Raw genomic sequence first — 14,256 nt, forward strand, 5'->3', positions numbered from 1 at the left:
ACGCCATGTCGACCCCAGGCGAGCCACAGAAACCCTCGAAGCTGAGTCGCTTCGCCGAAAGAGGGCTGAGGAGCAACGGCGTCCCGGAAGAGGCGTGGCACGACCCCGTGAAGTACCGCGAGTGGCAGCGCGCCCAACGTCCTCGCGTGATTCGCTGGGCGGTCCTGGGCCTCGTAGCGGGGCTCACCAACGGTGCCGTGAGCTTGCTCACCTTCCGATTCCGAGTCATCCCAGAGCAGGCAGGCCTCGCGGTGATGTTCACGCTGATGGTTCTCACGATCGCTGCGGTGCTGCTGCTGCGGCGGAGAGACCTCCGCGAGGACCGCGACGGATCCTGACGCTCAGGCTCCCGGGGAGTCGGCGTCCGCGGCATCCGTCCGCAGGAGGAGCCGCACGCCGGCGCGGGCGAGGAGGAGCGCGAGGATCAGTCCCGTGACCGACCAGAAGCCGCCGAGGCTCACGCTGCTGCCGAAGACGAGGGCGATCAGCTCGAGCACGACGAACTTGCTCCCGACGAGCACGAGCCACAGCGTTCCGCCAGCGAGCACCTTGTCGCCGGTCGTCGTCGCGGCCGCGAATCGGCGCTTGAGACGGTTCTTCGCCGCCAGGACGATCTCCAGGACCACCTTGAGGAGGACGGCCGTGAGGAGCGACATCGTGAACGTCTCCGTGATGACCGCCGGCACGTACTCGACGGCGAGGTTGAGCACCACCACGTACACGAACACATCGACGACGTGCTCGGGTGCGAGCAGGCGTCTGCCCGTGCTGTCGGAGTCGGTCATGCGCCCACGTTAGCCGGTCCGAGGAGCGTGCCGTCAGGCGGAGGGCACTGGTCAGAGCTCCCGCATCGTCATCAGCGAGCGCCCCCGCTCGGGGTCGATCCGGTGGGGACCGGTCTCGGCGAAGCCGAGCCGCTCCAGCACCCGGCGTGACGCGGTGTTCCACTCCCACACCGAAGCGCGCAGTCGGGGTATCCCCGCGGCGCGGGCGCCCTCCACGATCGCCTCCGCGCTCTCGGTCGCGTAGCCGCGCCCCCAGTGCCTGCGCAGGAACTCGTACGCGATCTCGGGGTCGGGCTCGCCCTCGATCAGCCCGCAGTAGCCCAGCCGCTCGCCCGATTCGCGCAGCTCGACGACCAGGGTGCCGATCGGGCCCTCATGCGGCGAGCGGCGGATCCGCTCGGCGAGCTCCTCGACCGTCGGGTGGCCGTCGGCGTCGATCCTGCGATGCGGCGGTACCCGCGGATCGCGTTCCAGCCACAGCTCGCGGTGGAACCCGGCATCCGCCACCGTCCAGGGGCGCAGCGTCAGCCGCTCGGTGACGATCATGCGCCGTCATCCGGCGGGCCGAAGAGCTCCTCGCCGTGCTCGTGCAGCAGGCGGTAGGCGTCGGCGAACGTCTCGGGTTCGGGTTCGTCCGGGCGGCCGTATCGTGCGATGAGGAGTCCGAGGAGTCCACGGGCCGGCGGGGTGAGAGGGCGGTCGTGGTCGGCCGCTGCGGGCGGGGCCTGCTCGGGGTTCGGCGGCGTGTAGGCGGGCACCGTCACCGGCCAGTCGGACGGATGCCGCGGACGGTCGAGGTTCACCACGTTCTGCAGCGTGCGGGCCGAGGCGTCGCGCTCGTTCAGGGGCTTCAGGCCGTGCAGCCGGGAGAGCGTCGCGGTGACGGATCCGTGGTGCATCTCGTCGTGGATGACGGTGCCGCGCTTCGTGTAGGCCGACACGGCGATCGCGGGCACGCGGCATCCGAGGCGGTCGAAGGTGAACCCCATCTCCCCTGGACCGCTGTCGGGAGTGGGCTTCGTGGCCGCGGGCGGCGGCACGTGGTCGTAGCATCCGCCGTGCTCGTCGAAGGTGATCAGCAGCAGCGTGTTGACCGCGTTCGAGCCCTCGGGCGACGCGCTGGTGCGCACGGCCTCGTAGACGTCGTGCACGAGCCGGTCGCCTGCGCGCACATCGGAGATCGCGCTGTCGAGCACCGGCTCGCCGTCGACCTCCCCCTCCCGCAGCACGCCGAAGGGCGGGTGGAAGTCGTTGTGGTCGTAGACCATGCGCGGCTCGATGAACGCGTATGCGGGGAGGGTGCCGTTCTTCGCGTCCGCGTAGAAGTCCTCCATCGTGCCGAAGCGATCGGTGCGCCAGTACTTCTCGAGGGCCGCGGCGTGCAGCATTCCCGTGAACGACACCAGCTGCAGCTTGTCGATGTAGACCTTCCAGCGCACACCAGCGTCTTCCAAGCGGTTGAAGACCGTCGGCGCCTCCGGAGCATCCAGCCACTTCCGGTACCCGCCGCCGGCGACGTTCGTGACGAAGCCGTGCGAGGTCGACGCGTGGAAGAACGAGCGGTTGCAGAAGGTCTGCGACGGCACCGCCGCGTACCAGTGGTCGAAGACGGCGAACTCCGTCGCGAGCGTCGACAGCACCGGCAGCATCTCCGGTGAGAACGAGCCCATGATGTGCCTGGCCTCGTCGATGCCCGGTTCGACACCGCGGCGAAGTCGGCGGACGTTCACGAAGTAGTCCTTCAGGAACCCCGACATGTCGGCCTTCTCGCCGTGGGTCGGGGCGTTGAACGGGGCGCTCATCCCGTCGACGAAGAGGTCGGCGTTGCCCGGAGGGTCGATCGTGCCGAAGAGCTGGGTGTTGACGTGCGGGTACTCCTCGCCGGGATCCGGGTCGGGGAGACTCATGATCCGGTCGGTGGGCCCCTGGTAGACGTGCGCCTCGACCACCGTGCCGTCCGGAGCCGTGTTGCTGTGCGTGCCGAAGGCGAGTCCGTCGAAGGTCTCTCCGGCCGGGACGGTCTCCGACGTGTAGAGGTAGCCCAGCAGGTTGTCGAACGATCGGTTCTCGCCCATCAGGACGACGATGTGGTCGAAACCGGGCTCGCTGCGCGGACGAAGAGCCGAGAACGGGTCGGGATCCGTAGCGAATCCGTCGTCGCCTCCGCCGCCCGCGAGCGAGGCGCCGATCGCCGCGCCGCCCGCGCCGCCGATCACGGCGCCCGCCAGAGCCGCGCCGCCGATCTTGAGGAAGCCTCGCCGGTCGGTGCCCGCAGAGGAATCGTCTTGTGCCACGAGCCGATCCTACGACCGTGATGCCCGACGCCGGCCGAGCTGCACGCAGAGGGCGCCGCCGAGGCCGAAGCCCTGACGGCGCCCTCCGGCGTGCGCGGCGGACTACTCTGCGGACTCCGCCTGCGTCAGGCGACGACGGCGCAGCGCCACCAGGCCGAGGCCCAGAGCGAGCAGCACGACCGCCGTGACGATGTACGGCGTGCTGTCGGCGCCGGTCGTGGCGAGGTCGCCCTTCGCGGCGCCGCCAGTCGAGCCGCCGGGCGTGACGACCCCTCCGGTCGACGCCGCGGTGACGGTGAGCGGTGCGGTGACCTCGGTGCCGTCGGGCAGCACGGCGACGAACGTGTGGACGCCCGCCGGGGTGCTCGCCGGGATCGTCACGGTGCGGGTGAACGCCCCGTTCGCATCGGCCTCGACCGTGCCCAGAGACACCGGGTCGGAGTGCAGCTCGAGCGCCAGCTTCGCATCGGCGGCGAATCCGGTGCCGGTGACCGAGACGGTGCCGCCGGCGACGACGGATGCCGCGCTCAGCTCGACCTTCGCGGGGACCTCCGGCTCCGGCGTCACCGGGGGAGTGACACCCTTCTCGGTGACCCACTTCTCACCGGCATCCGACTTGGTCACCGTGAAGGTGTCGTAGACGGCGCCGACGGGGAGGTCGGTCGTGGAGCTCGCGGTCTTCTCGGCGACATAGGAGCGGTAGACGAGCTGGTTCTTCGACACGTCGATCACCTGATACGTCGTGACGCCCTGACCGCGCAGCACCTGCGTGGCGCCGTTGTTGGTCCAGACGTTCTTCTCCGGGGTCTCGAGGTCGTAGTACTTCGCGCCCGAGTTCGACACCACGTACACCGGGCCGGTGGTGAGACCGGGGGTGTCTGTGGCATCGGCGTTCACGTAGCCGCGGGCGTAGACGTGGTCGTGGCCCATAAGCACGAGGTCGATGTCGTTGCGCTGGAAGATCGGCAGCCAGTCGGCGCGCAGCACCGGCTCGTCGCGACCCTCTGACGCCGAGAACACCGGCTGGTGGAACGTGACGACGTTCCACTTCGACGGGCTGTTCTGCAGCAGCAGGTCGAGCCAGGCGCCCTGGAAGCGGGTCCACAGCACGTCGATCTGGTTCGCCGGGCACTCCGCACCGGTGCACGAAGGGAGTCCGGGCGGGGTGAGGAACGTCTTGTCGCGGGTCGCGTTCAGCGTGATGAAGCGCACGCCCTGGTAGTCGGTGTAGTACGCGGTCTCGGCGGCGAAGCTGCTCCAGTGGTCGAAGAACGCCCGGTACTGGCGCGCCACATCGGTGTCGCCCTGTGCGAGGTTCGCGAGCTCGCCGACCGAGCCGGTCGACGGGTTGTTGTGCGGGTACTCGAAGTTCGCCTTCCAGGCCGTGAGCAGCTTGTCGCCGGAGTACTCGTGGTTGCCGGGCGCGGCCATGACGTTGGTCCGCACCGCGGAGTCCTTCATGCCCTTGAACCAGTTGAGCCATTCGTTCTCGTTGCTGGACGTGTTGATGAGGTCGCCCGCGTGCACGGAGCCGATCGAGCGGGGAGCGTTCGCCTCGGCCTGCTTCACGACGCTCGGCCAGGTGGTGTCGAGGCCGATCTGCGCGTCGCCGTAGTAGATGAACTGGAAGTCCGTCGCCTTCGGGTCGGCCGTGCGGAACTCGAACCAGTCGCTCCAGCTGCCGGGGAGTCCGACGCGGTAGCGGTACGAGGTCGCCGGGGTGAGCCCGGTGACGGTCGTGGAGAAGTGGTGGTTCGGGTTGCCGTTCGCCACACCGGCGTCGTAGGCGTCGACCGTGCGGGTGGAGCCGCCGGATGCCGGTGCGATCTCGACCTGTCCCACGGCGTGGGAGGCGTCGCCGGCGAGCCAGGAGAACGCCTGCGAGACGTCGGGCTTCTCGGTCGGGGTGAGGATGACGCGGGTCGGCGGGGCCACGACGGGCGTGCCGGGGTCGGCCTTGCCCGTCAGGGTCAGTGAGGACATGTCGAAGTAGATGTCCGAGCTCGACTCGCGGTCCTGGTAGAGGGCGACCGCGATCGTGTTCGTGCCGTCGCGGAGGACGTCGCCTGCGGCGGCGAGGGTGCTGGTCGCCGGGTCGCCGGCGGAGGCGCCCGCGTACTCGAGGTTGGTGGTGTCGGTGATGCGGGCGTCGACGTAGCGGCCGACCTCGGTGCCGTTGACCCACACGACGATCGCGTCGTCATAGGTGATCGTGCTGGAGAGGGAGGCGACCTTCTCGGCGACGCCGCTGCCGAGCTCGAAGGTCGTGCGGAAGAAGTAGGTCGGTACCGTCGGCTTCGCCTTGCCGTCGATGTAGTGATTGAGCAGGGTCTTCGGCGTGAACGGCCCGACCGGTGCGAGAGCGCCGTTCTTCGCGCCGAACGAGCCCGGCGCGGTCTTCCAGGCGGCGTCGTCGTACTCGGGGAGGGTCCAGGTGCGCAGTGCCGCGGGCTTCGGCGACGGATCGGTGCCGTCGTCGAGATAGTGCCAGTTGGTGTCGGCGGTGATCAGCGAACCGGTGGGGACGGTCGGTGCTGCGGTCGCGGCGGTCGCCGCGGGGGCGACGACGGCGCCGCCGAACAGCGCGAGGAGCGCCACGGACGCGAGCCCGTGTCGCCGCCGCCGCACCGCGGGGGTGGGGGAGGTCATGATCCAGTCCTTCGTGGGGAGGGTGGGGATTTCCGTGCTCGAGCCGCACGGGGCGTCCTCAGCCCATCGAACCCGGATGACCTCCGGCTGACCGCCAGGAGGCGCGCAGGTGAACTCGGCGGCCGATACGGTTGACGGCATGAGCCTCGCAGACGACTCGTCCATCTCCGCCAGGGTGGCCGCGGTGGAGACGGACTACGCCGCCCGTTTCACTCGGACCCTCGTGGGCTTCGCTGTCGTCGAGGGCATCCTGCTCGCGCTCGCCGTGGTGGTGGTGTACGTGCTGGAGCTCGTCGATCCCGGCGCCGGCATGTTCATCATCGTGGGCGTCGCCCTGCTCGGCGGCCTCGTGCTCAGCACATTCCTCATGACGCACATGCGCGGTCGCGCACGGGCCGTCGCTCAGGCTCGTGGAGAGAATCCCCTGTTCTGACGGCATCCGTCTCGCGCATCACGCACGACGACGCCCCCGGCATCCGTCCCTCCGAGAAGGAACCGGATGCCGGGGGCGCCGACCGCGATCAGGCCTTCTGTGCGCGTCCTCGTCGGACGACCAGGGCGGCGCCGGCGGCGAGGAGCGCGGCCGCCAGACCCGTCAGAGTCCAGCCGAGAACTCCGTCGACGCCGGTCGTGGCGAGGTCGCCCGACGAGCCGGCCCCCGGCGTGGTGCCGGTGCCGGGCTTCGTGCCGGTGCCGGGGTCGCCGCCGGTGCCGCCGTCTCCGGGTCCGGCACCTCCGTCGCCGGCGGCGGCGAAGTCCACCGAGGCGAGCACTCGGCCCTCGACCCCTCTCAGCACCAGCTCGGCGCCCTCGATCGCATAGCTCGCGACACCGCTGACGGTGACCGTGGAGCCCTCGATCCGGAACCCCTTGGCGGGGGAGAGCGACAGACGGATCTCCGCGCCCTGGTCGGCGACCCCGTCGGCGGGCGACACCGTGCCGTTCTGTCCCTCGGAGTGGTAGGAGAGCCGCACGGCCTGCGCCTCCACGGCGACGACGGCGGACTTCAGCGCGTCGAAGCTCTCGCGCAGCTGGTCCTTGGTCGGCGCGGAAGCAGCGGCGCGGGCGGGCGCTGCGGGCGGAGCGGCGGATCCTCCGAGCAGTGCGGAGCTGTCGGCGGTCGCCGTGGCGAGTGCGTCACCCAGCGCCTGATCGAACACGCGTCCGTTCGCCGCAGCGACCTCGTTGGCGGCCATCAGCTCCCTGGCGTACTCGACGGCCTGCGTCAACGCCTCGGTCTCGGCCGTGGAATCGTCCGCGGCGAAGAGCGCTCCGATCTGCGCCTCGGTCAGTGCCGTGTCCCACATCCGCAGGTCGTCCATGTCGAGGCCGATGCCGTAGCTCTTGCCTCCGTCGACGCCCACGAGCATGTGCAGCCCGCTGGTCATGCTGCCGACTCCCGCGATGCTCGTCTCCTTGACCAGCGCGCCGTCCATGTACGTGCTCGCGACATTGCGCGTGCGGTCGACCGTGACGGCCATGTGGCGCCACGAGCCGCGGTAGTCCGGGACCGTCCCCGTGGCGTAGACGCCGTTGGTGCCGTCGCCCAGGGTGAGTTCGAGCTTGCCGGTGTTCGATCCCTCCGGGGCCAGGTTGATGCCGGAGCGGTACCAGTTCGCCCAGTTCTTGTTGCTGATGATCGCGCCGTACCCGTTGACGCCCGTCACCTTCGCCCAGAAGCCGATGGTGAGGTTCTTGTCGGTGCCGAGGTCGAACTCCGGGCGGGACCCGAGGTCGACGTAGCTGCCGGCCCCGGCGCCGATGCGCACGGCCGAGCCCGATGAGCCGTCGCGGTCGGAGTCGACGAAGGAGACCGAGCCGACCGGGGTCGCGGCCGGCGCGGTGCTCGCGTGCGCGCCGGTGTCGGCGAAGTCGCCCTCGAAGGCGAGGTGCAGGAACTCGCCGTCGGGAGCAGGGGCCGGCGTGTTCGGGAACTCGGGGAAGACGAGGGTCCCTGCGGTGCGCACCGTGCCGACGAGCGGCGCCGACGCGTTCTGGAAGTCGTCGTAGGCGGTCACCGTCACGGTGTAGCTCTTCGCGGGCTTGAGGCCGCGGATGTCGAAGCCCATGGTGCTCGGGGTCATGTAGAACCGCGAGTACGCCTTGAACGAGCCGGAGAGGGACTTCGCCGCATTGTCGCCGAAGTCCGGGACCTGGTTCGCGGTGAACGACACGGGGGCGCCCGCCTGATCGCGGATCTGCACCTCGTAGTAGTTGACGAGCTCGTCATCCTTCGCCTGGTCGAATCGCAGAGTGAGGGACTGCTCGGTGACGTCGGTCGCGCTGATCGCGGCGGCATCCCACCACGGCGCGATCGTGCTGCGCTGCGCTTCGGTGTAGGAGAAGCCGGCCTTGCCCTTGGCCGTGTCGACCACCCACGGCATGCCGATCCAGCGCTGGTGGGTGACGTCGAAGCGACGGATGACGGTGCTGCCGTCGGCGAGCACGGACACGAAGTTCGCGCTCTTCTGCGGCACGCCGTTCGCGGCGTCGCCCTGGTTGCCGCCGAAGTACCCGCCGCCGAGGAAGTCACCTGGCACGTCCTGGTAGATGTAGTTCATCGAGGCGTTCTCGTAGACCGTGAAGTCCTTCTGGAAGATGCTCGTCTCCGGGTTCGAGGAGAAGTGCGTGTGCGCCGAGCCGAGCAGCACCTGCGGGTAGGCCGAGAGGATGCGCTGCAGGTCGGGACCGGCCAGGTCGTAGTCGCCGTGGAAGGGACCGCCGAGGGACGTGCCCGCGTAGCCGCTGTGGATCGAGACGAAGATCGGCTTGCCGGGGTCGTAACCGGGCTTGGCGGCGATCTCCTGCAGCGTGCTCGTCAGGAACGCCTGGTATCCGGAGCGCTGTCCGCCGTAGCCGAACGTGCTCGTGCCGTTGTAGTCGAGGCCGATGAAGTCGATGCCGTCGATCGTGGTGTGGAAGTTGCTCACGTAGCCGGTGGCGGCGTTCGGGTAGAACCACGTCGGTGCGTCGGCCGGAGCGTCCTTCCGCGCCGCTTCGATGGTCGTGCCCATGAGGTCGGCGATGTCGTGGTTGCCCTGCGTGAGCAGCACCTGCGAGTCGGGGAAGCTCTCGCGCATGACGCGCTCGACGGCGCGGTACCAGCCGGTGACCTTCACGCTGTCCCCCGCGAGGTGCGCGTTGTACTCGGGGTCGTTCGCGCCGACGACGTCGCCGTTGTCGACGACCACGCGCGGGTCGAAGCCCTTGGCGTCCGCCCAGGATCGGATGGCCTGGAAGTGCGGCTTCGCGCCTTCGTAGGCGACCTGCTCGGACGTCTTGTCCGCGGTGGCGGCGCCGCCGAGCTCGGTGTCGGACATGGTGATGAACTCGAGCCTCGTGTCGACGTCGTTGTAGGCGTCGTTCGCGTCGTCGATGCGCTGCTGGGTCATCGGCTGCGCGGTGGGGCTCGGCGCGGCGGCCGCAGCGGGGAGCGCCGGAGCGAACAGGGCGAGCGCCGTGACAGCGGCGATCGCACCTCCGCCCAGGGCGCGCATCAGGGGCGACTCGGAGCGCGGGCGCGTCGTCGTCGCAGGGGCAGGGGAGGGCATGGGGAGTCCTAACGTGGGTGGTGGCGGTCGTGTCGGGTGGGGAAGGGTCAGTGAAGCGCCGGTTCGGGAAGCGCGGATCGCGAGGCGCGCGCAGGAAGGGATCCGACCCACTTGGCGGTCACTCGGCGCAGATCCGGGATGCGGGTCAAGGGTGCGCTCGCCGCGTCTCCGGCCTCTGCTCGCACCTGCACGACCCGGCATCCGGCGGCGAGGGCCGCCTCCACCCCGACCGCGGAGTCCTCGAACACCACGCAGTCGGCGGGCGTCACGGCGAGCAGGGCCGTCGCTCGGAGGTAGGGCTCCGGATGCGGTTTCGTGTGTCGGACGTCATCGGCGGTGACGACCACGTCGAAGGAGCCGAGGGGGATGCTCTCGGCGACGGCGGCGACCCATCGCTCGGTCGAGCTCGTGACCAGGGCGAGGGGGATGCCGGCCTCGCGCAGGGCTCCGAGGGCGGTGTCGGCACCGGCGATCCAGGACAGGCGTCCGGCGAAGGACGCGATCGTGCGGCCCTCCAGCTCCGCGGCGAGCCCGGTCTCGCTGGTCGACGGCTCGCCGAGCTCGATCAGCCGGCGGGCGGCCTCGATCGAGGAGAGCCCTTCGAACCCGCCGAGGTGCTCCGACGACAGGGGCCGGCGGATTCCCGCCATCCGCTCGCGGATGACGTCGAGCCACAGTCGCTCGCTGTCGACGAGGGTGCCGTCGAGGTCGAAGAGCACGGCGGCCGGCCGCTCGGCGCGGAGGGCGGGGAGGGGAGGAGTCGACGGGGTCACGGGACGATTACCCCGCCCGACGGTGTGCGGCGGGCGGCGCGCAGATGAACGACGGCTGAACGATCACGGCCCTGGCGCGAGTCACGGGGGACAACTGTGCACGGCTGTCCGCAGACGGGGTCAGCGGGCTGTCGTGCTGACCTAGGCTGTGTCCGTGCCACCGGCTACCGCACGCTCCCACCGCGAGATCATGAGCGATCTGATGACCCGGATCATCGACGGCGAGTTCGCCTCCGGTTCGACCCTCCCCTCGGAGACGAAGCTGGCCCGGCTCTACGGCACGACACGAGGGACGGTGCGCCGCGCTCTCGCCGGACTCGAGCAGCGCGGGCTGGCGTCGCCGGTGCAAGGGTCGGGGTGGATCGTGCCGTCGGGGCGTCAGGGGCAGTCGTTCGAGGAGCTCCGCTCCTTCGCGCAGTGGGCTCGCTCCAAGGGGATGACTCCTGGGGGCCTGGTGCGTCGCAAGGAGTTCGGCGAGGCCACGGCGGCCGAGGCCCGTCGGCTGCGGATCGGTCAGGGGAGCCGTGTGCTGCGCGTGACGAGGACGCGCAGCATCGACGGGCGGGACGTGATGCTGGAGCGCACCTGCTACCCGGACTGGATCGCCGAGAACGTGGGCGCGATCGCGGATGACGAGGCATCCGTCGTCGATGCGCTGGTCAGGGACTTCGGCGTGGTCACCGCGTTCGCCGAGCACGCGATCGACGCCGTTCCGGCCTCCAGTGAGGATGCCGAGCTCCTCGGCGTGCGGCGCGCCGGTCCACTGCTGCGGGTGCGGCGGGTGAGCTGCACCCCCGGGGGTGAGCCGATCGAGTACGGCGAGGACCGCTACCTGCCGGACACGGTCACGTTCCTGGTCACGGCGTCGCGGGAGAGCAACGCGCTCACCCGCTCGCCGTTCTCGCGGTAGGCGGCTCTCCGTCAGCGGATGCCGAACGCCCGCCCGGTACGCTGGAACCCATGCTCAACATGGCTGACGGCCTCGCTCGTCTCGGTGCGCTCGCCGAGAATCCGGTCGTCCGCACCCTCGCCGAGGCGTTCGACGCCGCCGGCTTCGACCTCGCCGTCGTCGGCGGTCCGGTGCGCGACGCGCTGCTGGGGCGTGCGACGCACGACCTCGACTTCACCACGAACGCGCTGCCCGACGACATCCTCCGCATCGTGAAGCCGATCTCCACCGCGCACTGGGACATCGGCCGCGCGTTCGGGACGATCGGCGCGCGCGTGCAGGGCGAGCAGGTGGAGATCACGACCTACCGCGCCGACAGCTACGACGGCGTGACCCGCAAGCCCACGGTCGAGTTCGGCGACACCATCGACGGCGACCTGATCCGCCGCGATTTCACCGTGAACGCGATGGCCCTGCAGGTTCCCGCCGTGAAGCTCGTCGACCCGACGGGCGGTGTCGAAGACCTCGTCGCGGGTCTCCTCCGCACGCCGACCGACCCGCACGTCTCCTTCGGCGACGACCCGCTGCGGATGCTCCGCGGCGCGCGCTTCAGCGCACAGCTCGGCTTCCGCATCGAGGAGCAGACCACCGCGGCGATCACGGAGCTGCGCGAGACGCTGAAGATCGTCAGCCCCGAGCGCGTCCAGTCCGAGCTCGTTCGGCTCATGCAGACCGACGATCCGGTGCGCGGCATCCGGGTGCTCGTCGACACCGGGCTGATCGAGGAGTTCCTGCCCGAGGTGAGCGCGCTGCGCCTCGAAGCTGACGAGCACCACCACCACAAGGACGTCTACGAGCATTCCCTCACCGTGCTCACCCAGGCGATCGCGCTGGAGCACGCGCGTCACCCCGGCGCCGAGCCCGACGTCGCACTGCGCATCGCGGCGCTGCTGCACGACATCGGCAAGCCCCGCACGCGCAAGCTGGAGGACGGCGGCATCGTCACGTTCCACCACCACGACGTCGTCGGCTCCCGCATGGCGCGCAAGCGGCTGCAGTCGCTGCGGTTCGACACGGGGACGACGGATGCCGTCGCCACGCTGATCGAGCTGCACCTGCGCTTCTTCGGCTACTCCGAGGGCGCATGGACGGACTCCGCCGTGCGCCGCTACGTGCGTGACGCCGGCGACCTGCTGGAGCGCCTGCACATCCTCACCCGCGCCGACGTGACCACGCGCAACAAGCGCAAGGCCGCACGTCTCTCCACCGCCTACGACGACATCGAGTCGCGCATCGCCGCTCTCCGCGAGCAGGAGGAGCTCGACAGCATCCGTCCGGAGATCGACGGCAACCGCATCCAGGAGATCCTCGGCATCGCCCCCGGGCGCGAGGTCGGCGAGGCCTACCGCTTCCTGCTCGACCTGCGCCTCGACGAGGGCGTCATCGGAACGGATGCCGCCGAGCAGCGTCTGCGCGACTGGTGGGCCGCGCGGGGCTGATCCTCAGTCAGCCGCTGCGCGAGCCGCTGCGCGAGCCGCTGCGCGAGCCGCTGCGCGAGCCGCTGCGCGAGCCGCTGCGCGGGGTCAGTCGCTGCGTGAGTCGTCGGGTTCGTCGGGTTCGTCGCGTTCTTCGGACGATGTCGCGGATATCGGACGATTCCCGGCATCCCGTCCGATATTCGTGCGATCGTCCGATATTCGCTGCTGCTTCAGCGCCACGGTGATGAGGCTCTTCCGTGCCGAGGGGTCAAGAAACGCGGCATCGAGGCCACGGCATCCGACGCTTTGCGACCCCTCGACGGGATGGTCTGGCGGGACGGCAGGGACGGCGGCAGAGCGGGGGATGCCGGCACGGCGGGGTAGGACGGAAGAGCAGGTGGGATGCCGGGGCGACAGGGCACGCGGGAGCGGGGATGCTGTTCCCCCGGAGGCCTCCGGCTCGTACACTGAGAATCGCCCCGTTCACGATGATCGGAGACCGCAGTGGCAGCGTCATGGAACGCGTCACGCGACGCGCTTCCAGAGGCGTCACGTCTTCTGATCGAGCGCGCTCACGAGGAGCTCATCGCGGGCAATCTCGACGACCGCCGACTGCAGCAGGTGCGCCCGCTGGTGCGTGCGTCGTGGGAGCGGTCGTGGCGCGGCCGCGTCGGCCCCGAGGGGGCTCCGTCTCTGGAGCTCGCGGAGGAGGAGCTGGAGAGGTACCGCCTCTCGCACCCTCTCGCCTCTGCGATGGATCTGATCCGGGCGCTGCTGCTGCCCGGCGAGTCAGAGGACTCCGGCGTCATCATCGCGGTCGGCGATCAGGCCGGCCGCCTGCTCTGGGTCGAGGGCGACCGACGTCTGAGATCCCTCACCGGTGACATGGGCTTCGTCGCCGGCGCCAACTGGGCGGAGGATGCCGTCGGCACCGCGGCGCCCGGCACCGCGCTCGCACTGGGCGAGTCCGTGCAGATCCGCGGCGCGGAGCACTACAACCGCCTGGTGCATCCGTGGTCGTGCACGGCGGCGCCGGTGCGGGACCCGGAGACGCAGCGCGTGCTCGGCGTGATCGACATCACCGGCGGAGACGAGGTGGTCTCGCGTCAGGCGCGTCTGCTCGTCGACGCCACGGCCAGGGCCGTCGAGTCGGAGCTCATGGTGACCCGGTTGCGCGAGCGCGCCGAGGCGCCGCGCCCTCCCGCGACGCCGACGAGGGCGACCGGCTCCGAGACGGCGAGGGGCGTCCTGCACGTCCTCGGTCGAGACCGCGCACGCCTGGAGACCGAGACCGAGCTCGGCGAGCAGGTCATCGAGCTCAGTGCACGGCACGCCGCGATCATGCTCATGCTCGCAGTCCATCGGCACGGTCTCTCCGCCGAACGGCTGGCCGAACTCGTCTACGGGGAGGGCGCGTCGCCCGACACACTGCGGCCCGAGATGGTGCGTCTGCGCAAGGTGCTCGGCGGTGCGGCATCCGGGCTCATCCCCGAATCGCGGCCGTACCGGCTGCCGATGACGTTGGAGACGGATGCTCAGGATGTGCTGTCGCTCCTCGACCGCGGCGCCCACCGCGTCGCCCTCACGGCCTATCGAGGACCGGTGCTTCCGGAGTCGACGTCGCCGGGGGTGGAGGAGTTCCGCGACGCGGTCAGGGCGACTCTGCGCGAGGTGATGGTGTCGGAGGCCAGCCTCGACGTGCTGCTCGCGTACGCGGAGATCCCCGAGGGGCAGAACGACATCGAGGTGCTGCGTCTGGCGTTGGAGATGCTGCCCGCTCGTTCGCCGAAGCGGGCCGGTCTCGTCGCGCGTATCGAGCGGCTCAACGAGGGCTGAC

Annotated in this window: 11 protein-coding genes; 5 read left to right on the forward strand and 6 right to left on the reverse strand. The window is 70.3% G+C overall.

What is annotated here, in order from left to right; all coding sequences use genetic code 11:
• Positions 1–5 precede the first annotated feature (5 nt).
• Positions 6–338 carry a hypothetical protein gene (locus tag ACFVRO_RS04080; RefSeq protein WP_386949540.1) on the forward strand — a complete coding sequence of 111 codons (333 nt, stop codon included), beginning with the start codon at positions 6–8 and terminating at the stop codon, positions 336–338.
• A 3-nt stretch (positions 339–341) separates the two neighbouring features.
• Here the strand turns inward: ACFVRO_RS04080 and ACFVRO_RS04085 are convergent, their stop codons facing one another.
• The 4 genes from ACFVRO_RS04085 to ACFVRO_RS04100 form a co-directional block, all read right to left on the reverse strand.
• Positions 342–785 (reverse strand): hypothetical protein, encoded by a 444-nt coding sequence (locus tag ACFVRO_RS04085; protein WP_386949541.1) that lies wholly within the window; start codon positions 783–785, stop codon positions 342–344.
• Between the two features lie 51 nt (positions 786–836).
• Positions 837–1,331, reverse strand: coding sequence for a GNAT family N-acetyltransferase (locus ACFVRO_RS04090; RefSeq protein ID WP_386949543.1), 495 nt, complete (start codon positions 1,329–1,331; stop codon positions 837–839).
• On the reverse strand, positions 1,328–3,079 hold the full coding sequence (locus tag ACFVRO_RS04095; RefSeq protein WP_386949545.1) for an alkaline phosphatase family protein: 1,752 nt from the start codon (positions 3,077–3,079) through the stop codon (positions 1,328–1,330). The genes ACFVRO_RS04090 and ACFVRO_RS04095 overlap by 4 nt, the downstream gene beginning before the upstream one ends.
• A 102-nt stretch (positions 3,080–3,181) precedes the next feature.
• A complete protein-coding gene (locus ACFVRO_RS04100) occupies positions 3,182–5,728 on the reverse strand; it encodes a fibronectin type III domain-containing protein (RefSeq protein WP_386949548.1) in 2,547 nt (848 codons plus the stop codon).
• A gap of 139 nt (positions 5,729–5,867) precedes the next feature.
• Here ACFVRO_RS04100 and ACFVRO_RS04105 point away from each other — a divergent pair, with 139 nt between their 5' ends.
• The gene (locus tag ACFVRO_RS04105; protein WP_386949551.1) at positions 5,868–6,161 is read left to right on the forward strand and encodes a hypothetical protein; all 294 of its coding nucleotides are present in this window, start codon (positions 5,868–5,870) and stop codon (positions 6,159–6,161) included.
• Positions 6,162–6,249: 88 nt separating this feature from the next.
• Here ACFVRO_RS04105 and ACFVRO_RS04110 read toward each other — a convergent pair whose 3' ends face one another.
• Entirely contained in the window at positions 6,250–9,279 is a 3,030-nt protein-coding gene (locus ACFVRO_RS04110) for a LamG domain-containing protein (protein ID WP_386949553.1), read from the reverse strand.
• A gap of 47 nt (positions 9,280–9,326) precedes the next feature.
• A complete protein-coding gene (locus ACFVRO_RS04115) occupies positions 9,327–10,052 on the reverse strand; it encodes an HAD family hydrolase (protein WP_386949556.1) in 726 nt (241 codons plus the stop codon).
• 154 nt (positions 10,053–10,206) lie between these two features.
• Here ACFVRO_RS04115 and ACFVRO_RS04120 point away from each other — a divergent pair, with 154 nt between their 5' ends.
• From ACFVRO_RS04120 to ACFVRO_RS04130, 3 genes are all read left to right on the forward strand, one after another.
• The gene (locus tag ACFVRO_RS04120) at positions 10,207–10,962 is read left to right on the forward strand and encodes a GntR family transcriptional regulator (RefSeq protein WP_386949558.1); all 756 of its coding nucleotides are present in this window, start codon (positions 10,207–10,209) and stop codon (positions 10,960–10,962) included.
• 50 nt (positions 10,963–11,012) lie between these two features.
• Positions 11,013–12,440, forward strand: a complete 1,428-nt coding sequence (locus tag ACFVRO_RS04125) for a CCA tRNA nucleotidyltransferase (RefSeq protein ID WP_386949561.1) — start codon at positions 11,013–11,015, stop codon at positions 12,438–12,440.
• Between the two features lie 483 nt (positions 12,441–12,923).
• Positions 12,924–14,255 (forward strand): GAF domain-containing protein, encoded by a 1,332-nt coding sequence (locus ACFVRO_RS04130; protein WP_386949563.1) that lies wholly within the window; start codon positions 12,924–12,926, stop codon positions 14,253–14,255.
• Position 14,256 lies beyond the last annotated feature (1 nt).

It is taken from the genome of Microbacterium sp. NPDC057944, assembly GCF_042887445.1.
In the GTDB taxonomy this organism is placed as follows: domain Bacteria; phylum Actinomycetota; class Actinomycetes; order Actinomycetales; family Microbacteriaceae; genus Microbacterium; species Microbacterium natoriense.

Bases quoted from the DNA above. Each gene is read 5' to 3' on its own strand.
- ACFVRO_RS04085 (WP_386949541.1), bottom strand. From the start codon at position 785: ATGACCGACTCCGACAGCACGGGCAGACGCCTGCTCGCACCCGAGCAC.
- ACFVRO_RS04105 (WP_386949551.1), top strand. From the start codon at position 5,868: ATGAGCCTCGCAGACGACTCGTCCATCTCCGCCAGGGTGGCCGCGGTG.
- ACFVRO_RS04080 (WP_386949540.1), top strand. From the start codon at position 6: ATGTCGACCCCAGGCGAGCCACAGAAACCCTCGAAGCTGAGTCGCTTC.
- ACFVRO_RS04090 (WP_386949543.1), bottom strand. From the start codon at position 1,331: ATGATCGTCACCGAGCGGCTGACGCTGCGCCCCTGGACGGTGGCGGAT.
- ACFVRO_RS04125 (WP_386949561.1), top strand. From the start codon at position 11,013: ATGCTCAACATGGCTGACGGCCTCGCTCGTCTCGGTGCGCTCGCCGAG.
- ACFVRO_RS04110 (WP_386949553.1), bottom strand. From the start codon at position 9,279: ATGCCCTCCCCTGCCCCTGCGACGACGACGCGCCCGCGCTCCGAGTCG.
- ACFVRO_RS04100 (WP_386949548.1), bottom strand. From the start codon at position 5,728: ATGACCTCCCCCACCCCCGCGGTGCGGCGGCGGCGACACGGGCTCGCG.